Genomic DNA, 18,748 nt, shown 5'->3' with positions numbered 1-18,748 from the left:
CCGGGGGCTCAGTCGGACAGGGCCAAACGGGGGATGTCCGCCCGCTCGAACCCGAACACCTGCGCGTACAGCGACAGCTCCGCCTCCAGGGCCCGGACCATCGTGTCCGCGCGCCGGAAGCCGTGCCCCTCGCCCTCGAAGGCGACGTACGCGTGCGGCACCGACCGCCCGCGCATCGCGGCCAGCAGCCGCTCCGCCTGGGCGGGCGGACAGACCGGGTCGTCCAGGCCCTGGAGCAGGACGAACGGCGCGGTGATCCGGTCGGCGCGGGCCACCGGCGAGCGCTCGCGGCTGCGCAGGGCCAGGGTCTGCGGGGGTCCTGCCAGGCCGTCGATGTAGCGGGACTCCAGGTCGTGGGTCTCGGCGGCGAAGCCGGCCAGTTCCAGGACCGGATAGATGATCGCCGCGCACGCGTACAGACCGGTCGACGCCAGCGAGGCCGCGGCCGTCCAGCCGCCCGCGCTGCCGCCCCGGATCGCGAGCCGGTCCGGATCGGCGGTGCCTTCGGCTGCCAGGGCCCGCGCCACGGAGGCGCAGTCCTCGACGTCGACCAGGCCCCACTGTTCGCGCAGCCGTTCCCGGTAGGCGCGGCCGTAGCCCGTGGAGCCGCCGTAGTTGACCTCGACGACGCCGATGCCGCGGGAGGTGAAGTAGGCGATGTGCAGGTCGAGTACGGGCGGCACGTGGTCGGTGGGGCCGCCGTGCGCCCACACCACGTACGGGGGCAGTTCGTCGGCCCGGGCGCGCAGCAGGGGGTGGTGCGGCGGGTAGACGTGGGCGTGGATCTCCCGGCCGCCCCGGCCGAAGAAGGTCCTGCTCTGCGGCTCGGGGTAGTAGGCGGGGTCCGCCCGGTCCGCGGGGTCCGCCCCGCCGACCCCGGCCCCGGTCCCGGCCCCGGTCCCGTCGCCGACCCCGGTCCCGACCCCGTCGCCGACCCCGGTCCCGGTCCCGTCCCCGGCCCCGCCCCCCGCCTCCGCCGCCTCGCAGCCGCGGCCGCCCACCACCCGGGCGTGCCCGGTGGCCGTGTCCAGCTCCACCACCTCGTACGCACTGCGCGGGCTGGCCGCGACCCCGTAGACCCGGCTGCCGCTGACGGCGAGCGTGGGCTGCCAGGCCGTCCACGGCCCGGCCGCGTCGACCAGGTCCCCGCTCTCCGGGTCGAGCACGCCGAGCACCGAGGAGCCCCGGCCGTGCAGGACGGCGACCAGTCCGTCGGGGAGCGCCGCGATCCAGCGCAGGCCGGGCTTCCACAGCGGCCCGCCGAACTCCTCTTCCCGGGGGCACAGGTTGACGGCCTCGCCCGTCCCCCGGTCCACCCGGTACGGGTTCCACCAGCCGCCCCGGTCGCTGACCGCGAGGAGGCTTCCGCCGGTGGTCCACTCGACCTGCGCGACGGCCTCCTCCGGTCCGCCGAGCACGGTACGGGCCTGCGCGAGCCGGCCGTCCGGGGTGATCTCGGCGAGCCGGAGCTCGGTGCCGTCCCACGGCATCCGGGGGTGGTCCCACACCAGCCAGGCCGCCTGCCGCCCGTCCGGGGAGACCCGGGGCCCGGTGCTGAACCGGTACCGGTCGTCGGTCAACTCCCTTACGAGCGACCGGTCTTCGGCGGCCGACCCGTCCAGCGGTACGGCGGCCAGTACGCGGCGCACGTCGGTCGGCGCGGTCCCGGTGAACTCCTCCAGCACGCACCAGACTTCGCCGCCCCGCAGCACCGGGTCGGCCCAGCGCAGCCCGCCGCCGACCGCCGAGAGCGGGGTCAGCGCCCGTGGCTCGGGGCTGCCGGGCGCGTCGGGCTCGTACGCGTACAGCCGCTGGTCGGCGAAGTGTACGAAGACCACCAGCGGCCCGCCCAGGGGCCGTTCGGCACCCGCCCAGGGCAGGCCGCCGTACTCGGTGACCCGGCTGCGCACGTTCCACGGCGCGGGCAGCGCGCAGACGGCGGGCCCGCCGTCCGCGGGCCGGCGGACCAGGGCGCGACGGCCGCCTTCGGCCGGCCGGGGCACCGTCCACCACACCTCGGCGCCGATCGCGCCGACGTACTCGGGTCTCCCGTCGAGGGAGGCGGCGAGCGCGGCGCCGATCGGCGAGGGCCAGCTGCCGTAGGGCGCGGTGCCGTCGCCGCGCGGGGTCTTCAGCGGGGGCGTCACAGGGCGCGCAGGGCTCGGTCGAGGACGCGGACCCCGAAGTGCAGGGCGTCGACGGGCACCCGCTCGTCCACTCCGTGGAAGAGCGACCAGTAGTCGAAGCCGGGCGGCAGCTTGAGCGGGGAGAAGCCGTAGCCGGTGATGCCGAGCCGCGAGAACTGCTTGGCGTCGGTGCCGCCCGCCATGCAGAAGGGCACCACGTGACCCTCGGGGTCGAAGGCCTCGACGGACTCGCGCAGGATCCCGTACGTCCGCCCGTCCACGGGGGCTTCGAGGGCCACCTCCCGGTGGTGGAACTCCCAGTGCACGTCGGGGCCGGTGAGCTCGTCGAGGGTGGCGATGAACTCGGCCTCGCCCCCGGGCAGCGTCCGGCCGTCCACGTAGGCGGTGGCGGTGCCGGGGATGACGTTGAGCTTGTAACCGGCGCTGAGCATGGTCGGGTTGGCGCTGTTGCGGACGGTGGCCTCGACCAGGGCGCCGGCCGGGCCGAGCTTGTTGAGGATCTGGTCGAGCTGGAATCCGGGGGCCCGCGGGTCCACCGACATCCCCTGGAGCGCGGCGAGTTCGGTGATGCAGGCGGTGACGGTGTCGGTGAGACGGACCGGCCAGTCGTGCTCGCCGATGCGGGCGACGGCGGCGGCGAGCCGGCTGACCGCGTTGGCCCGGTTGGGCTTGGAGCCGTGCCCGGCGGTGCCCGTGGCGGTGAGCTTCAGCCAGGCGGTGCCGCGTTCGCCGGCGGCGATCGGGTAGAGGGCCTGTCCGGGCGCGGCGTGCACGGTGAAGGCCCCGGACTCGCTGATGCCCTCGGTGCAGCCCTCGAAGAGCTCCGGGTGGTGGTCGGCGAGGAAGCCCGAGCCGTCGACCGCGCTGTCCTCCTCGTCGGCGGTGTAGGCGATCACGACGTCCCGCCGCGGCCTCACTCCGGCCCGCGCCCAGGCCCGTACGACGGCCAGCACCATCGCGTCCATGTTCTTCATGTCGACGGCGCCGCGGCCCCAGACCACCCCGTCCCGGATCTCGCCCGAGAAGGGGTCCACGCTCCAGTCGGCGGCCTCGGCCGGGACCACGTCGAGGTGGCCGTGGACCAGGAGGGCGGGGGCGGTGGGGTCGGTGCCCGCGATCCGGGCCACCACGTTGGTGCGGCCCGGGGTGCGCTCCAGCAGCGCGGGCTCCAGGCCGATGTCCGCCAGCCGCTCGGCGACGTACTCGGCGGCCGGGCGTTCCCTGCAGTCGCCGCCGCCGCGGTTGGTGGTGTCGATGCGGATCAGGCCGGAGGTGAACTCGACGGCCTCGTCGAGGGCCACCCGGTCGATGGGGGTGCCGCCGACGGGGGCATGGGCGCCCGGCACGGTGCTCCCGCCCGGCACGGTGCTCCCGCCCGGCATGGTGCTCCCGCCCGGCACGGACATGTCAGCCATACTGCTCCTCCACCGCTGCCGAGACGATCGTGGTGACCGCCTTGAAGGTCCGGATACCCTCGTACATCGTCCCGCTGGTGTATCCGACCCTACGCTCACCCGCCCGCTCGACCCCGGGCACGACCGTGGCCGCCATCGCCAGGTGCTCGGCGTCGAACTCCACCTCCACGGCGAACGGCCCCCCGCGCACCGGTTCGTGGCGGACGGCGAGGGCCGCGGCCTCCTTGGCGGCGGCCCGGATGTCGGCGGCCGTGCGGGCCGGGGTGCGGCAGACGGCGGCGTAACGCGAGACGTGGTCCTTGACGGCGACCGTCACCGCGTCCGGGGCGTATCCGGCGGCGTCGGCGCAGGTCAGGTCGTCTCCGGTGACGAGGACGACCGGGACCCCGTACTCGGCGACCACGTGCGCGTTGAGCACGCCCTCGCTGGCACGGGTCCCGTTGACCCAGACTCCGGTGATGGAGTTGGCGAGGTAGGTGTGGGCGAGCACGCCCTCGGCGCCGGCGCCCGTGTGGTAGCCGACGAAGGCGATGCCGTCGACGTCCCCGTGCTGGACGCCCTCCACCATGGAGAGGGACTTGTGGCGGCCGGTCAGCATCTCGACGCGCGCGTCGAGCTTCTCCAGCAGCAGGTTGCGCATGGTCGAGTGGGCCTCGTTGACGAGGACCCGGTCGGCGCCGGCGTCGTAGAACCCGAGGACGGCGGCGTTCACGTCGGAGGTGAACAGGGTCCGGCAGCGTTCCCACTGGGGGGTCCCGGGCAGCACGTCGGCGGGCCAGGTGACGCCGGTGGCACCTTCCATGTCGGCGGAGATGAGGATCTTCATCGGGCCCCCTGGCGGTCGGTAGCGCTCAGGGCCCCACCCTAGCCCTCCGGCCCCTGCCGGACCCCGGGGCCACGCCCGGGGCGCGCCGGGGCGCGGGCGCGGCCCCGGGCGGGCTCGTTTCACCCGATCCGGTGAGGCCCGGCCCCCCGGGCTCACCGGCAACGACCTTGCTCAGCCGTTGACTTCGGCGGCCAGGTTGGCGAGGAGCGCGTCGTAGATGCGGGCGAGGCCCTTGGGCGCGAAGGTGCGCTCGAAGAAGCCGCCGATGCCGCCCGCGCCGTTCCACACGGTGGTGACGACGGCCTTGGACTTGCCCTCGCCCGCCGGGGTGACGGTCCAGGTGGTGACCATGGTGGAGTTGCGGTCCTTCTCCACGAGCTGGCCGTCGGTGGGCTCGGTGACCTCCAGCAGGCAGTCGCGGACCCGCTTGCTCGTGGCCTGGAGCTTCCAGTGGACGAGGGTGCCCTCGCCGTCGCCGCCCTCGCGCACCTCGTACTCGCTGAAGTGCTCGGGCAGCACCTTGCCCCGGGTCCCGGTGTAGTCGGCCAGCGCGTCGAACACGGTCTCCGCGTCCGCCCCGATGATGCGTTCCGTGGTGGCCTCGACCTGCGCCATGGCGTTCCTCCAGCAGTTGTGTTCGCTCGTCACCGCGAAGCCAACCACCTCCGGGGCGGGCGCCCAAATCCGGGTCAGTAGTGGACGCGGAGCCAGACGAGGAGAGTGTCCCCGGGGAGCGCCTCCAGGTAGCGGTCGGCCGCGTTCCGGGCGACGGGCGCCTGCGGGAACGGCCGGGGGTGCGGGCAGTCGGGCGGCGGCTCGCAGCCCGCGTGGACGGGATCGTCCCCCGCCTCGCACCACCAGCCGTCGAGCGTCAGCACGTTCCTGACGAGGCATGCGCCGGAGGTCCGGCGTGCCACGTACTCCTCACGGGTGCACAGGGCGGGGGCGCCGTAGGGCAGCGTGCCCAGGAGGCCGTCCGTCGAGTACCCGCGACGGGTGGCCATCAGGTCCAGTACGGCGTCCTCGTGGGCGGCGAGCAGCGGTTGCGCGGCGAAGGCCTCCCAGGCCGCCGCGTGGGCCCGGCGCCCGGCCCGGTAGGCGTCGAGGTCGGGCCAGGGCGCGCCCGACGGCTGGAGGAACGGCGTGAAGGGCGGGTGGCTCGGCGCCAGCCGGTGCCACGCGTCCCAGGCCGCGCCGGCCAGTTCGCCCGCGTCGGTGCGGATCGCCGCCAGGTCCAGGGCCTCGCGGGGCCCTCCGGCGCACCAGCCGGGCTCGGCCGACCGCACGGTGCCGTCGGACAACGGGTCCTCGGCGACGAGCCGCGGATCGTCCGCGCGGCCGGGGAGGACCCGGAAGCCTTCACGGTCGGTGCCGCCCCTGATGGCCCAGCTGTCCCAGTTGTCGAACCGCCAGTGCGCGCCGCGGCACTGCTCGAACGGGGCCATCACCTCGCCGATCGCCTCCCGCAGCCCGTCCCGGGCCGCTCCCGGCAGGCACACCACCATGCGCATCACACTCATGGCCGGAACCTTCCACGAGCGGCGCGGGGCGGGCAAGGCGATTTCGCCCCCGCACGATCATGGGAACGTTTGTCCTATTCTCTGGGCGAGCTACCGAGGGAGGCGCACCATGCGCTGGGACAATCTGAGCAACGAGTCCGGCCGGACCGATCGGACCAAGGGCGGGGCACCCGGGCGCCGACCCACCGGCACCGACGGCCCCGCCGCGCTCTTCGGAGCGGACGCCGTCGTCACCCGCACCTTCGACACCCCCGAGTTCCGCGGGATCACGTTCCACGAGATCCGCGCCCGCTCCCTCCTCAACCGGGTCCCCGGCGCCTCCCGCATGCCGTTCGAGTGGACCGTGAACCCGTACCGGGGATGCAGTCACGCCTGCGTGTACTGCTTCGCGCGCAAGACGCACGGCTACCTCGACCTCGACACCGGTATCGGCTTCGACTCCCAGATCGTCGTCAAGACCAACGCCCCCGAGCTCGTGCGCCGTGAACTCGCCTCGCCCCGATGGACCGGCGCGCACATCGCGATGGGCACCAACGTCGACTGCTATCAGCGCGCGGAGGGCCGGTACCGGCTCATGCCCGGGATCATCGAGGCGCTGCGCGAGCGGGCCAACCCCTTCTCTATCCTCACCAAGGGCACGCTGATCCTGCGCGACCTCCCCCTCATCCAGCAGGCCGCGGCCGTCGCCGACGTCGGGATCTCCGTCTCCGTCGGCTTCACCGACACCGCCCTGTGGCGCACGGTCGAACCCGGCACCCCCTCCCCCGCCGCCCGGCTGCAGGCCGTCCGCACCCTCACCGACGCCGGCATCGAGTGCGGGGTGCTGATGGCCCCGGTGATCCCCTTCCTCGGGGACTCCCCGGAGCAGCTGCGGGCCACCGTCCGGGCCGTCGCCGAGTCGGGCGCGACCTCCGTGACACCCCTGGTACTCCATCTGCGCCCCGGCGCCCGCGAGTGGTTCACGGCCTGGCTGGGCGAGCACCACCCCCACCTGGTCGAGCGGTACGAGCGGATGTACGCGGGCGGCTCGTACGCGCCGACCTGGTACCAGCGGATGATCACCCGCCAAGTCCACGAGCTCGCCGCCGAATTCGGCATCGGCCCCGGAGGCCCCGGCGGCCCGCGACCGGCCCGGCGGATCGTCGTACCCGAGCGGCCGGAAGGCGCCGCGCCCGCGCCCGGGCCGACCCAGCTCAGCCTGCTCTGAGCGCCCGTACGACCGTACGACCGACTGAAGGGTCATCACATCGGGCCAATCGGGGCCCCAATCCCCCCTTCCGAGCGCAGGTTCCGGGACGATTCCGCCCAGAACCCTCGGCTGGGAGGCCCCATGCTGCACCCGATGCTGCGCCCGATGAAGAAGAGCAAGCCCGGTCCCGCCCTGCGGCGCGCCGCCGTCCTGCTCGCGGTGTCCACCATGGCCGCCGCCCTGGCGAGTCCGGTCACGGCCGCGGCCCCGGCAGCGGTGGCTCCGGCCGCCCCGGCCACCGAAGCCCTGAAGTGGTCCAACTGCGCGACCTCCCGCTACCCGACGCTCCAGTGCGCCTCCCTCAAGGTCCCCCTCGACCACGAGAACCCGGCGGGCCGGCAGATCTCCCTGGCCCTGACACGGGTCCCCCACACGGCCGCCCGCTCCCAGGGCCCGCTGCTGGTCAACCCCGGCGGGCCCGGCGGCAGCGGCCGCACGCTGGCCGGTTTCATCGCCTCCGCACTGCCCAAGGACCTCGCGGCCCAGTTCGACGTGATCGGCTTCGACCCCCGGGGCGTCGGCAAGAGCGAGCCCGCCCTGGACTGCGGCGCCGGCCACTTCACCCCCGTACGGCCGGACTCCGTACCGCTGGACGAGGAGACCGAGCGGGCCAACCTGGAGCGGGTGAAGTCCTTCGCCGAGTCCTGCCAGACCAAACACGCCGACGTCCTCCCGTACATCGACACCGTCTCGGCGGCCCGCGACCTCGAAGTCCTGCGCACCGCACTGCGCGCGGACAAGCTCAGCTACTTCGGCTACTCCTACGGCACCTACCTGGGCGCGGTGTACGCCAAGCTCCACCCCGACCGCGTGCACCGCCTGGTCCTGGACTCCGTCGTCGACCCGGCCGGGGTCTGGTACGAGGACAACCTCGCGCAGGACCAGGCCTTCGACTCCCGCCACAAGGCCTTCCTGGCCTGGGTGGCCCGGTACGACGCCACGTACCACCTGGGCACCGACCCGGCCGCCGTCGAGGCCCGCTGGTACGAGATGCGGACCGCGCTGCGCACGGCGCCGGCGGGCGGCAAGGTGGGCCCGGCGGAGCTGGAGGACACCTTCATGCCGGGCGGCTACTTCAACGGCTACTGGCCCCACCTCGCGACGGCCTTCGCCGCGTACGCGGTGGAGGGCGACCCGAAGCCGCTGGTCTCGGCGTACGAGAAGTTCGGCGCGGTGGAGCCCTCGGCGGGCAACAGCTACAGCGTGTACACGGCCGTGCAGTGCCGGGACTCGGCCTGGCCCAGGAACTGGAACCAGTGGCGGGCCGACATGTGGCGCACGCACGCCAAGGCGCCCTTCATGACCTGGAACAACGCCTGGTACAACGCCCCGTGCGCCTTCTGGCCGGGCGAGCCGCTCCAGGCACCGGACGTCACCAACTCGGCGCTCCCGCAGGCGCTCCTCTTCCAGGCGACCGAGGACGCGGCGACCCCGTACGAGGGCGCGGTGAGCATGCGGCGCAAGCTCGCGGGCTCGGCGCTGGTGGTCGAGGAGGGCGGCGGCAACCACGGCATCGCCCTGAGCGGCAACAAATGCCTCGACGAGAAGCTGGCTTCGTACCTGCTGACGGGCAAGGCCGCGGACGCCGTCTGCCCCGCACAGCCCGCCCCCACCCCGATCCCGGCGACCCGCGCGGTCCCGCCGTCGGCGGGCGGCGCGGCGCTCCACGGCCTGCTGGGCTTCCGGGGCTGACGCGGGGCGGGCAAGATCGTGCCCATGACCACCTCACAGGACAACCACCTCACCCGCATCGCCGCGCCCGAGGGCGTCGCCCCGGGCACCGGCTACCACCACGTCGTCTGGGGCACGGGCCGGTTCGTCGCCGTGTCCGGGCAGTGCGCCTTCGACGAGAAGGGCGAGCTGGTCGGGGAGGGCGACCCGGCCGCCCAGGCCCGGCAGGTGTTCGAGAACCTGCGGCTGTGCCTGGCCGCGGCCGGGGCCGGCTTCGAGGACGTGGTGAAGCTGACGTACTTCGTCACGGACATCGCCCACCTCCCGGCGGTACGGGAGGCCCGCGACGAGGTGATCGCCCCGGACCGCCTCCCGGCCTCCTCTGCGGTCCAGGTGGCGGCGCTGTTCCGGCCCGAACTGCTGCTGGAGATCGAGGCCTTCGCGGTCCTGCCGGAGCGGACCGGGCCCGGGTCGGGGCCCGACGCCGAGGACGAGTCCGGTTTCCGGACCGGCTCCCGGGCCGGTTTCGGGACCGGCTTCAAGACCGGCTTCGCCGGCTGAGGCTCGGGGGTGCGGGCCTAGCCGACGCTCAGCCCCCGCAGGGCCGCCGTCGCGGCCACGGCCAGCCGGGGGTGCGACTGGGCCCGGGTCAGGACCTCCCGGGCCCGCTCGTCCGCCAGCGCGCCCAGCCCCTCCACACAGGCCAGGGCCACCCGCCAGTACGGGTCGTGCGGCGCGAGCAGCCTCGACAGCGTGCGGATCAGCGCGGGGGCGGACTCCGGGGCGCGCAGCGCCGCCAGCAGCCGGACCGGGTGCAGGGCGTAGGCCGTGCGCAGTTCGTTGGTGGCCAGCGCCGCCGCCGCGCGGGCGGTACGCGGGTCCCCGAGGACGGCCAGCGCTTGCGCGGCCGCCTCGCAGCGCGGCGGGTCCCGGTGGTTGAGCAGCAGGACCAGGGACTCGAAGGCGCGCCGGTCGCCGGCCAGCCCCAGCCGGTACGCGGCCAGCTCGCGGGCCCACAGCGGCAGACCCGCGGAGGTCAGGGAGGCCGCCAGGCCGTCCGCGTCCGCCGCGAGCAGCGCCGCGTACCGCGCCTCGTACTCCGGCTCCTGCGCCGCTTCCGCCCGCAGGCGTTCCAACACGTCGTTCACCCCGGCCACCTTAGGGGGTGTCCCGCCGATCGGGCCGGGCCTTCGAACAGCCGGTTGATCGATGATCGATGATCGGTACATTTGGGCGGTACAGGTCACATCTGCACGCTCTGGCGGACCAGTTGGGGACGGGTTACTGTCCCTACAACACGTACGAGGGCGGCCTGGTGACGCAGCCACCTCGTACCAGTCGGTTCTGCACGACTTCCGCACCACCTCACGGCGTGACCCCGGGACAGGGCTCCGCCGCTTGTGCCCCACCGGCTCCTTGCTGCCGGGTTCCCTGGTTCCGCCGGGTTCCCCGGCCGCGCCGCGATCCCCGGTCATCCGGGAGCCCCGGGCTCCTCCGCACGCTTTCCGCACGGCCTTCCGCACTGGTTTCCGCGTGCTCCCGAGCGTGCCCTTCCGCACGGATTCCCGTACGGCCTCCGCGCGCGCCGTGCTCCGCGCGCCCCCTCAGTCGTCACCCTCTTCCACTGGAGTCCCGCGATGGACCTTCCGTCCACGTCCGGTCAGCCCTCCCCCTCCTCCCAGCCCGTCCGCCCCGCCCTGCAGACCATCGCCGTCGTCGGTCTCGGCACGATGGGCTCCGGCATCGCCGAGGTCCTCGCCCGGGCCGGCCGCGAGGTCATCGGCATCGACGTCAGCGAGGCCGCCGCCCGCCGGGCCACCGCGGCCCTCGCGGCGGCCACCGCCCGCTCCGTCGTCAAGGAGCAGCTCACCGAGCAGGAGCGCGAGGCGGTGCTCGCCCGCTTCCGCACCTTTTCCGAGCTGGGCGCCGCCGCCGACGCCGACCTGGTCATCGAGGTGGTCCCCGAGTCCTACGAGCTCAAGCAGCGGATCTTCCGCGAGCTCGACGCGATCGTCCGGCCCACCGCGATCCTGGCGACCGGCACCAACGCCCTGTCGGTGACGCGGATGGCCGCCGAGTCGCAGCGCCCGGAGCGCGTGGTCGGCCTGCACTTCTTCAACCCGGCCCCGGCGATGAAGCTGGTCGAGGTCGTCTCCAGCGTGCTGACGGCCCCGCCGGCCGTCGAGGCGGTCACCGCGCTGGCCCGCGAGCTCGGCAAGGAGCCCGTCGCGGTCGGCGACCGCCCGGGCTTCGTCGCCGACGGCCTGCTGTTCGGCTACCTCAACCAGGCCGCCGCCATGTACGAGTCGCGGTACGCCTCCCGCGAGGACATCGACGCGGCGATGAAGCTGGGCTGCGGTCTGCCGATGGGCCCGCTGGCGCTGCTCGACCTGATCGGCGTGGACACGGCCCGTACCGTCCTGGAGGCCATGTACACGGCCTCGGGCGACCGGCTGCACGCTCCCGCCCCGATCCTCGGCCACCTCGCCGAGGCGGGCCTGACCGGGCAGAAGTCCGGGCGCGGGTTCTACACGTACGAGGCCCCGGGCAGCCAGGTCGTCGTCCGTGACCTGCAGACCCCGCCGGACGGGGAGCTGGTCCGGGCGAGCCGTCCGGTGAACTCGGTCGGCGTGGCCGGTTCGGGCACGATGGCGAGCGGCATCGCGCAGGTCTTCGCACAGGCCGGTTTCCCCGTGGTGCTGGCGGCCCGCAGCCAGGAGAAGGCGGACGCGGCGAAGGCCGCGATCGCAAAGTCGCTGGGCCGGGCGGTGGACCGGGGCCGGCTGACGGCGGAGGCCGCCGCCGCCACCGTGGGCCGGATCACGGCGGCGGGCTCGCTGGACGCGTTCTCGGACGTGGACCTGGCCGTGGAGGCCGTCGCCGAGGACCTGGAGGTGAAGCAGGAGCTGTTCCGGGCGCTGGACAAGGCCTGCAAGCCCGGTGCGGTGCTCGCCACCACGACCTCCTCCCTCCCGGTGATCGCGATCGCCCGTGCGACCTCGCGTCCCGAGGACGTGATCGGCATGCACTTCTTCAACCCGGCCCCGGCGATGAAGCTGGTCGAGGTGGTCCGGACCGTCCTGACCGCCGACGACGTGCACGCCACGGTCCGCGGCATCTGCGGTCAGGTCCGCAAGCACGCGGTGGACTGCGGGGACCGGGCGGGCTTCATCGTGAACGCGCTGCTGTTCCCGTACCTCAACAACGCGATCAAGATGGTCGAGCAGCACTACGCCGGAATCGACGACATCGACGCGGCGATGAAGCTGGGCGGCGGCTACCCGATGGGCCCCTTCGAGCTCCTCGACGTGGTCGGCCTGGACGTGTCGCTGGCCATCGAGAAGGTCCTGCACAAGGAGTTCCGCGACCCGGGCCTGGCCCCGTCCCCGCTGCTGGAGCACCTGGTCGCGGCGGGCTGCCTGGGCCGGAAGACCGGCCGCGGATTCCGTGAGTACGCCCCCCGCCGGTAATCCGCGGCAGGCGCAGGAGCCCCAAGAGCAGGATGCGTGGGGAGGGCTGCTCGGGTCCGCCGGACCCTCACGGCGGACACACCCTCCCGAGGAGCACTGTGTGCCCAGTGCCGGCCCTCCCCCGCATCCATCCCCGTCCCGCCCCCCTCGGGAGCGCTCTCCCGCGCGAATGAAGTACTTTCGCTCTATGTCCCAGCCCGCCAAGACCTCACCCCGCGCCTCGGCGGTCTCCGACGCCCCGGAGACCCCGGCCGGTACCAAGGCGGCCGCGCAGCGGCTCAAGATGCGCCGCGAGCTCGCGGCGGCCGCCATGGAGCTCTTCGCGAACAAGGGGTACGAGGCCACCACGGTCGACGAGATCGCCTCGGTGGCCGGGGTCGCGCGCCGGACCTTCTTCCGGCACTTCCGGTCCAAGGAAGAGGCGATCTTCCCGGACCACGACGACACCCTGACCCGCGCCGAGGCCGTCCTCGACGTGGCCCCGGCGCACGAGCACCCGCTCGACACGGTGTGCCGGGGGATCAAGGAAGTCATGAAGATGTACGCCGCCTCGCCGGCGGTGTCGGTGGAGCGCTACCGGCTGACCCGCGAGGTGCCGGCGCTGCGGGAGCGGGAGATCGCCTCGGTCGCCCGTTACGAGCGGCTCTTCACCCGCTACCTGCTGGCCCATTTCGACGAGACCGACCACCACGACGGCAACGACGACCCGCTGCTGGCGGAGGTCGCCGCCTCGGCGGTGGTCACGGCCCACAACCACGTGCTGCGGCGCTGGCTGCGGGCGGGCGGGCAGGGCGACGTGGAGGCGCAGCTCGACCACGCCTTCTCGATCGTGCGCAAGACCTTCGGTTCGGGGATCGGCGCGGGGCGCACGCTGAGCTCGGCGCCCTCGTCGCCGGAACCCGTCGCCCCGCCGGCCACGGTGCGTACGCAGGGCGAGGTACTGGTGGCGGTGGCCCGTACGGACGCTCCGCTGGACGAGGTCATGCGGACCATCGAAGAGGCGCTCAGAAACAAGTAGGCGACACACGTCACAGCGGCCGCTCCCGTTCCGGGGGCGGCCGCTTTCGTTTGTCCGAGTTGCCCCTACTCGCGGGTAACTCTGATCGATCATCGCTCATCCGTGCAGGTCAATCGGCAAATGAGAGAAAGTTTTGGCACGCGGTGCCTTGCTGAGTGACACGGGGTGCCATACGTTGAATCTCGTCCGGATGTCCCCGCGATCCCGCCCACTCGGCACGGAACGCGCCCCGGATGCCTGCGTCACCAGGCCCCCCGCACCGCCCCACCACAGGCAACGCGCAGCTCCACCCCAGCCGAATCGACGGCGCCCCTCACACATCGCTCTACCGCTCAACGCACCCCGTTTACCTCAGCGCACCCTCATCAGCGCACGGCCGGAGGCATCACCGTGAAGGACATTCTGGACGCGATCCAGTCGCAGGCCGCGACGGCCGCCGACTTCGCGGCCCTGCCGCTCCCCGACTCGTACCGCGCGATCACCGTGCACAAGGACGAGGCGGAGATGTTCGCCGGGCTCACCACCCGTGAGAAGGACCCCCGCAAGTCCCTGCACCTCGACGAGGTCCCGCTCCCCGAGCTGGGCCCGGGCGAGGCCCTGGTCGCCGTCATGGCGTCCTCGGTCAACTACAACTCCGTGTGGACCTCGATCTTCGAGCCGGTCTCCACCTTCAGCTTCCTGGAGCGCTACGGGCGCCTCTCGGAGCTCACCAAGCGCCACGACCTGCCGTACCACATCATCGGCTCGGACCTCGCGGGCGTCGTCCTGCGCACCGGTCCCGGCGTCAACGCCTGGAAGCCCGGCGACGAGGTTGTCGCGCACTGCCTGTCGGTCGAGCTGGAGTCCTCGGACGGCCACAACGACACGATGCTCGACCCCGAGCAGCGCATCTGGGGCTTCGAGACCAACTTCGGCGGCCTGGCGGAGATCGCCCTGGTCAAGTCGAACCAGCTGATGCCCAAGCCCGACCACCTCAGCTGGGAGGAGGCCGCCTCCCCCGGCCTGGTCAACTCCACCGCGTACCGCCAGCTGGTCTCCCGCAACGGCGCCGGCATGAAGCAGGGCGACAACGTCCTGATCTGGGGCGCCAGCGGCGGGCTCGGCTCGTACGCCACCCAGTTCGCGCTGGCCGGCGGCGCCAACCCGATCTGCGTGGTCTCCTCCCCGGAGAAGGCCGACATCTGCCGGGCCATGGGCGCCACCGCGGTCATCGACCGCAACGCCGAGGGCTACAAGTTCTGGAAGGACGAGCACACCCAGGACCCGAAGGAGTGGAAGCGCTTCGGCAAGCGCATCCGCGAGCTCACCGGCGGCGAGGACATCGACATCGTCTTCGAGCACCCGGGCCGCGAGACCTTCGGCGCGAGCGTCTACGTCACCCGCAAGGGCGGCACCATCACCACCTGCGCCTCGACCTCGGGCTACATGCACGAGTACGACAACCGCTACCTGTGGATGTCCCTGAAGAAGATCATCGGCTCGCACTTCGCGAACTACCGCGAGGCCTGGGAGGCCAACCGCCTGATCTCGAAGGGCAAGATCCACCCCACCCTCTCGCGGGTCTACTCCCTGGAGGAGACCGGCCAGGCCGCCTACGACGTCCACCGCAACCTCCACCAGGGCAAGGTCGGCGTGCTCTGCCTGTCCCCCGAGGAAGGCCTCGGCGTGCGGGACCACGAGATGCGCGCCACGCACCTCGACGCCATCAACCGCTTCCGCAACATCTGAGACCCCTCAAAGGCCAAAGGGACAGCCTGAGATGACAGAGCGCCAGAAGGACCGTCCGTGGCTCATGCGGACGTACGCCGGCCACTCCACGGCCGAGGCGTCCAACGAGCTGTACCGCCGCAACCTCGCCAAGGGCCAGACCGGCCTGTCGGTCGCGTTCGACCTGCCGACGCAGACCGGCTACGACCCCGACCACATCCTCGCCCGCGGCGAGGTCGGCCGGGTCGGGGTCCCGGTCTCCCACCTGGGCGACATGCGGCGGCTGTTCCAGGACATCCCCCTGGAGCAGATGAACACCTCGATGACGATCAACGCCACCGCCATGTGGCTGCTGGCGCTCTACCAGGTGGCCGCCGAGGAGCAGGGCGCGGACATCGCCCTGCTCCAGGGCACCACTCAGAACGACATCGTCAAGGAGTACCTCTCGCGCGGGACGCACGTCTTCCCGCCCGGGCCCTCGCTCCGCCTCACGACGGACATGATCGCGTACACGGTCAACCACATCCCGAAGTGGAACCCGATCAACATCTGCAGCTACCACCTGCAGGAGGCCGGAGCCACGCCCGTCCAGGAGATCTCGTACGCGATGTCCACGGCCATCGCGGTCCTGGACTCGGTGCGCGACTCGGGCCAGGTCCCGGAGGAACGGTTCGGCGAGGTCGTCGCCCGGATCTCCTTCTTCGTGAACGCGGGCGTCCGCTTCATCGAGGAGATGTGCAAGATGCGCGCCTTCGGCCGCATCTGGGACAAGGTCACCCGCGAGCGCTACGGCATCGAGAACGAGAAGCAGCGCCGCTTCCGGTACGGGGTCCAGGTCAACTCCCTGGGCCTGACCGAGGCGCAGCCCGAGAACAACGTCCAGCGGATCGTGCTGGAAATGCTCGCGGTGACGCTCTCCAAGGACGCCCGCGCCCGCGCCGTGCAGCTGCCGGCCTGGAACGAGGCGCTGGGCCTGCCCCGGCCCTGGGACCAGCAGTGGTCGCTGCGCATCCAGCAGGTCCTGGCCCACGAGAGCGACCTGCTGGAGTACGAGGACATCTTCGCCGGCTCGCACGTGATCGAGGCCAAGGTCGAATCCCTGGTGGCCGAGTGCCTGGCCGAGATCGACCGGATCCAGGACATGGGCGGCGCGATGGCGGCCGTCGAGTCCGGCTACCTCAAGGGCGAGCTGGTCTCCTCGCACGCCGCGCGGCGGGCCCGGATCGAGGACGGCCAGGACAAGATCGTCGGCGTCAACTGCTTCCAGCAGACCGAGGAGAACCCGCTCACCGCGGACCTGGACGGCGCCATCATGACGGTGGACGGGGCACTGGAGGCCCAGACCGTCGAGCGCATCGGCCGCTGGAAGGCCGAGCGCCAGGAGTCCTCGGACCGGCAGGGCGGCGGCGACCCGTTCGTCTTCCCCAGCGTCATGCAGGCCCTGGACCGGCTGAAGGAGGCCGCCGCCGGGGACGAGAACCTGATGGAGGCCACCCTGGAGTGCGCCCGCGCCGGTGTCACCACCGGCGAGTGGTCGAGCGCCCTGCGCGAGGTGTTCGGGGAGTTCCGGGCTCCGACCGGGGTCTCCTCGGCCCCGGTGGCCGTGACCGCCGAGGAGGGGACCCCCATGGCCCTCGTCCGCGCGAAAGTCTCCCGTACGGCCGACGAGCTGGGCTCCGGCCGGCTGCGCCTGCTGGTCGGCAAGCCCGGCCTGGACGGGCACTCCAACGGCGCCGAGCAGATCGCCGTACGGGCCCGCGACGCCGGTTTCGAGGTGGTCTACCAGGGCATCCGGCTGACCCCCGAGGAGATCTCCTCGGCGGCGCTGGCCGAGGACGTGCACTGCGTGGGACTGTCCATCCTGTCCGGTTCGCACAGCGCGCTCGTCCCGGACGTGCTGGAACGCCTGCGCGCGGCGGGGGCGGGTGACATCCCCGTGGTCCTCGGAGGCATCATTCCGAATGCCGACGCCGTGGCGCTCAAGGAGGCCGGGGTGGCGGCGGTCTTCACCCCGAAGGACTTCGGCATCACGGAGATCATCGGCAAAATCGTCGACGAGATCCGCCGGGCCAACAAGCTGCACCCGCTCGGCGACACCGACGAGATCATCAACCCTGACAGCCTTGACACCCTTGCAAGCACGGAGGTCCCCGCATGACCACGCCCCCTTCCCCGGTCGACCGGCTGCGGCCGCGCCGCTCCTGCCTCGCGGTGCCGGGTTCCAACCCCCGGTTCCTGGAGAAGGCCCAGGGCCTGCCGGCCGACCAGGTCTTCCTGGACCTGGAGGACGCCTGCGCCCCGCTCGCCAAGGAAGGCGCCCGCCACACGATCGTGGACGCGCTGAACCAGGGCGACTGGACCGGCAAGACCCGCGTGGTGCGCGTCAACGACTGGACCACGCACTGGACGTACCGCGACGTGATCACGGTCGTCGAGGGCGCCGGCCAGAACCTCGACTGCATCATGCTGCCGAAGGTCCAGGACGCCCAGCAGGTCGTGGCCCTCGACCTCCTCCTGACGCAGATCGAGAAGACGATGGGCTTCGAGGTCGGCAAGATCGGCATCGAGGCGCAGATCGAGAACGCCAAGGGCCTGGTGAACGTCGACGCGATCGCCGGCGCCTCGCCGCGGCTGGAGACCATCATCTTCGGGCCGGCCGACTTCATGGCCTCCATCAACATGAAGTCCCTGGTCGTGGGCATGCAGCCGCCCGGCTACGGCGCGGACGCCTACCACTACATCCTGATGCGGATCCTGATGGCGGCCCGCATGCACGACCTCCAGGCGATCGACGGCCCCTTCCTCCAGATCAAGAACGTCGACGGCTACCGCGAGGTCGCCGGGCGCGCGGCGGCCCTGGGCTTCGACGGCAAGTGGGTGCTGCACCCCGGCCAGGTCGACGCGGCCAACGAGGTCTTCTCCCCCTCGCAGGAGGACTACGACCACGCCGAGCTGATCCTCGACGCGTACGACTGGTGCACCTCCGAGGCGGGCGGCAAGAAGGGCTCGGCGATGCTCGGCGACGAGATGATCGACGAGGCCAGCCGCAAGATGGCGCTGGTCATCTCCGGCAAGGGCCGCGCGGCGGGCATGCGCCGGACCTCGAAGTTCGAGGCCCCGTCCGCCTGAGGCGATCCCGCAGCGTCGGGCGCACCCATCCCCCGTCCCGGGCCCGCAGGGCCCGGGCGAGCACCCCGGAGGGGTCACCATGCAGTTTGGCCGCACCTACGAAGAGTTCACCCCCGGCGACGTCTACAAGCACTGGCCCGGAAAGACGGTCACCGAGTACGACGACCACCTCTTCTGCCTGCTGACCATGAACCACCACCCGCTCCACATGGACAGCAACTACGCGGAGAACACCACCGACTTCGGCAAGAACGTCGTCGTGGGCAACTACATCTACTCCCTGTTGCTGGGCATGTCGGTGCCGGACGTCTCCGGCAAGGCCATCGCCAACCTGGAGATCGAGTCGCTGCGGCACGTGGCGCCGACCTTCCACGGCGACACGATCTACGGCGAGACCACGGTCCTCGACAAGACCCCGTCGAAGTCGAAGAACGACCGCGGCATCGTCTACGTGGAGACCAAGGGCTACAAGCAGGACGGCACCCTCGTCTGCGTCTTCCGGCGCAAGGTGATGGTGCCGACCGAGACGTACATCAAGGAGCGCGGCGGCGAGCAGCCCGGCCGCCCCACGCTGAAGGAACAGGGGAAGTAGAACC

General features: G+C 72.4%; 15 protein-coding genes. 9 read left to right on the top strand and 6 right to left on the bottom strand.

All coding sequences use genetic code 11. From position 1 onward, the window contains the following. Positions 1–8: 8 nt before the first annotated feature. From ACIQV3_RS23570 to ACIQV3_RS23550, 5 genes are all read right to left on the bottom strand, one after another. Positions 9–2,147 (bottom strand): prolyl oligopeptidase family serine peptidase, encoded by a 2,139-nt coding sequence (locus tag ACIQV3_RS23570; RefSeq protein ID WP_403714774.1) that lies wholly within the window; start codon positions 2,145–2,147, stop codon positions 9–11. Beyond that, on the bottom strand, positions 2,144–3,529 hold the full coding sequence (locus tag ACIQV3_RS23565) for a M20/M25/M40 family metallo-hydrolase (protein ID WP_403714960.1): 1,386 nt from the start codon (positions 3,527–3,529) through the stop codon (positions 2,144–2,146). The genes ACIQV3_RS23570 and ACIQV3_RS23565 overlap by 4 nt, the downstream gene beginning before the upstream one ends. A gap of 25 nt (positions 3,530–3,554) precedes the next feature. Beyond that, complete coding sequence (locus ACIQV3_RS23560; protein WP_403714772.1) at positions 3,555–4,388, bottom strand: M55 family metallopeptidase; 834 nt, start codon at positions 4,386–4,388, stop codon at positions 3,555–3,557. A 171-nt stretch (positions 4,389–4,559) separates the two neighbouring features. Further along, entirely contained in the window at positions 4,560–5,003 is a 444-nt protein-coding gene (locus ACIQV3_RS23555) for an SRPBCC family protein (RefSeq protein WP_403714770.1), read from the bottom strand. 74 nt (positions 5,004–5,077) lie between these two features. Continuing rightward, the gene (locus ACIQV3_RS23550; RefSeq protein WP_403714769.1) at positions 5,078–5,908 is read right to left on the bottom strand and encodes a hypothetical protein; all 831 of its coding nucleotides are present in this window, start codon (positions 5,906–5,908) and stop codon (positions 5,078–5,080) included. A gap of 109 nt (positions 5,909–6,017) precedes the next feature. On the opposite strand from ACIQV3_RS23550, the gene ACIQV3_RS23545 reads away from it, so the two are divergent. The 3 genes from ACIQV3_RS23545 to ACIQV3_RS23535 all read left to right on the top strand — a co-directional run bounded on the left by ACIQV3_RS23545 (position 6,018) and on the right by ACIQV3_RS23535 (position 9,389). Continuing rightward, positions 6,018–7,115, top strand: a complete 1,098-nt coding sequence (locus ACIQV3_RS23545; RefSeq protein WP_403714767.1) for an Rv2578c family radical SAM protein — start codon at positions 6,018–6,020, stop codon at positions 7,113–7,115. 123 nt (positions 7,116–7,238) lie between these two features. Continuing rightward, complete coding sequence (locus tag ACIQV3_RS23540; protein WP_403714765.1) at positions 7,239–8,849, top strand: alpha/beta hydrolase; 1,611 nt, start codon at positions 7,239–7,241, stop codon at positions 8,847–8,849. A 24-nt stretch (positions 8,850–8,873) separates the two neighbouring features. After that, complete coding sequence (locus ACIQV3_RS23535) at positions 8,874–9,389, top strand: RidA family protein (protein WP_403714763.1); 516 nt, start codon at positions 8,874–8,876, stop codon at positions 9,387–9,389. 17 nt (positions 9,390–9,406) lie between these two features. Here the strand turns inward: ACIQV3_RS23535 and ACIQV3_RS23530 are convergent, their stop codons facing one another. Next, positions 9,407–9,976: a HEAT repeat domain-containing protein gene (locus ACIQV3_RS23530; protein ID WP_403714761.1), complete on the bottom strand. Its 570-nt coding sequence runs from the start codon at positions 9,974–9,976 to the stop codon at positions 9,407–9,409. Positions 9,977–10,465: 489 nt separating this feature from the next. Here ACIQV3_RS23530 and ACIQV3_RS23525 point away from each other — a divergent pair, with 489 nt between their 5' ends. The 6 genes from ACIQV3_RS23525 (at position 10,466) to ACIQV3_RS23500 (ending at position 18,744) form a co-directional block, all read left to right on the top strand. Continuing rightward, positions 10,466–12,298 (top strand): 3-hydroxyacyl-CoA dehydrogenase family protein, encoded by a 1,833-nt coding sequence (locus tag ACIQV3_RS23525; RefSeq protein ID WP_403714759.1) that lies wholly within the window; start codon positions 10,466–10,468, stop codon positions 12,296–12,298. 187 nt (positions 12,299–12,485) lie between these two features. Further along, positions 12,486–13,316 carry a TetR family transcriptional regulator gene (locus tag ACIQV3_RS23520; protein ID WP_403714757.1) on the top strand — a complete coding sequence of 277 codons (831 nt, stop codon included), beginning with the start codon at positions 12,486–12,488 and terminating at the stop codon, positions 13,314–13,316. A 390-nt stretch (positions 13,317–13,706) separates the two neighbouring features. Further along, complete coding sequence (ccrA, locus tag ACIQV3_RS23515) at positions 13,707–15,044, top strand: crotonyl-CoA carboxylase/reductase (protein ID WP_266885008.1); 1,338 nt, start codon at positions 13,707–13,709, stop codon at positions 15,042–15,044. 31 nt (positions 15,045–15,075) lie between these two features. Next, positions 15,076–17,181, top strand: coding sequence for a protein meaA (locus tag ACIQV3_RS23510; RefSeq protein ID WP_403714754.1), 2,106 nt, complete (start codon positions 15,076–15,078; stop codon positions 17,179–17,181). Next, on the top strand, positions 17,178–18,152 hold the full coding sequence (locus ACIQV3_RS23505) for an HpcH/HpaI aldolase/citrate lyase family protein (protein ID WP_403714752.1): 975 nt from the start codon (positions 17,178–17,180) through the stop codon (positions 18,150–18,152). The genes ACIQV3_RS23510 and ACIQV3_RS23505 overlap by 4 nt, the downstream gene beginning before the upstream one ends. A gap of 79 nt (positions 18,153–18,231) precedes the next feature. Beyond that, a complete protein-coding gene (locus ACIQV3_RS23500; RefSeq protein ID WP_266885014.1) occupies positions 18,232–18,744 on the top strand; it encodes a MaoC family dehydratase in 513 nt (170 codons plus the stop codon). Positions 18,745–18,748 lie beyond the last annotated feature (4 nt).

Source organism: Streptomyces sp. NPDC099050 (genome assembly GCF_044759865.1).
Taxonomy (GTDB): domain Bacteria; phylum Actinomycetota; class Actinomycetes; order Streptomycetales; family Streptomycetaceae; genus Streptomyces.
The sequence above is the reverse complement of the archived record's forward strand: the minus strand, read 5'-3'. Positions and strand labels throughout refer to the sequence as shown.

What these genes read in the sequence shown, in the direction of transcription:
- ACIQV3_RS23565 (WP_403714960.1), bottom strand. Translation starts at nt 3,529, where the DNA reads ATGCCGGGCGGGAGCACCGTGCCGGGCGGGAGCACCGTGCCGGGCGCC.
- ACIQV3_RS23560 (WP_403714772.1), bottom strand. Translation starts at nt 4,388, where the DNA reads ATGAAGATCCTCATCTCCGCCGACATGGAAGGTGCCACCGGCGTCACC.
- ACIQV3_RS23555 (WP_403714770.1), bottom strand. Translation starts at nt 5,003, where the DNA reads ATGGCGCAGGTCGAGGCCACCACGGAACGCATCATCGGGGCGGACGCG.
- ACIQV3_RS23550 (WP_403714769.1), bottom strand. Translation starts at nt 5,908, where the DNA reads ATGAGTGTGATGCGCATGGTGGTGTGCCTGCCGGGAGCGGCCCGGGAC.
- ACIQV3_RS23545 (WP_403714767.1), top strand. Translation starts at nt 6,018, where the DNA reads ATGCGCTGGGACAATCTGAGCAACGAGTCCGGCCGGACCGATCGGACC.
- ACIQV3_RS23540 (WP_403714765.1), top strand. Translation starts at nt 7,239, where the DNA reads ATGCTGCACCCGATGCTGCGCCCGATGAAGAAGAGCAAGCCCGGTCCC.
- ACIQV3_RS23535 (WP_403714763.1), top strand. Translation starts at nt 8,874, where the DNA reads ATGACCACCTCACAGGACAACCACCTCACCCGCATCGCCGCGCCCGAG.
- ACIQV3_RS23525 (WP_403714759.1), top strand. Translation starts at nt 10,466, where the DNA reads ATGGACCTTCCGTCCACGTCCGGTCAGCCCTCCCCCTCCTCCCAGCCC.
- ACIQV3_RS23520 (WP_403714757.1), top strand. Translation starts at nt 12,486, where the DNA reads ATGTCCCAGCCCGCCAAGACCTCACCCCGCGCCTCGGCGGTCTCCGAC.
- ACIQV3_RS23510 (WP_403714754.1), top strand. Translation starts at nt 15,076, where the DNA reads ATGACAGAGCGCCAGAAGGACCGTCCGTGGCTCATGCGGACGTACGCC.
- ACIQV3_RS23505 (WP_403714752.1), top strand. Translation starts at nt 17,178, where the DNA reads ATGACCACGCCCCCTTCCCCGGTCGACCGGCTGCGGCCGCGCCGCTCC.
- ACIQV3_RS23500 (WP_266885014.1), top strand. Translation starts at nt 18,232, where the DNA reads ATGCAGTTTGGCCGCACCTACGAAGAGTTCACCCCCGGCGACGTCTAC.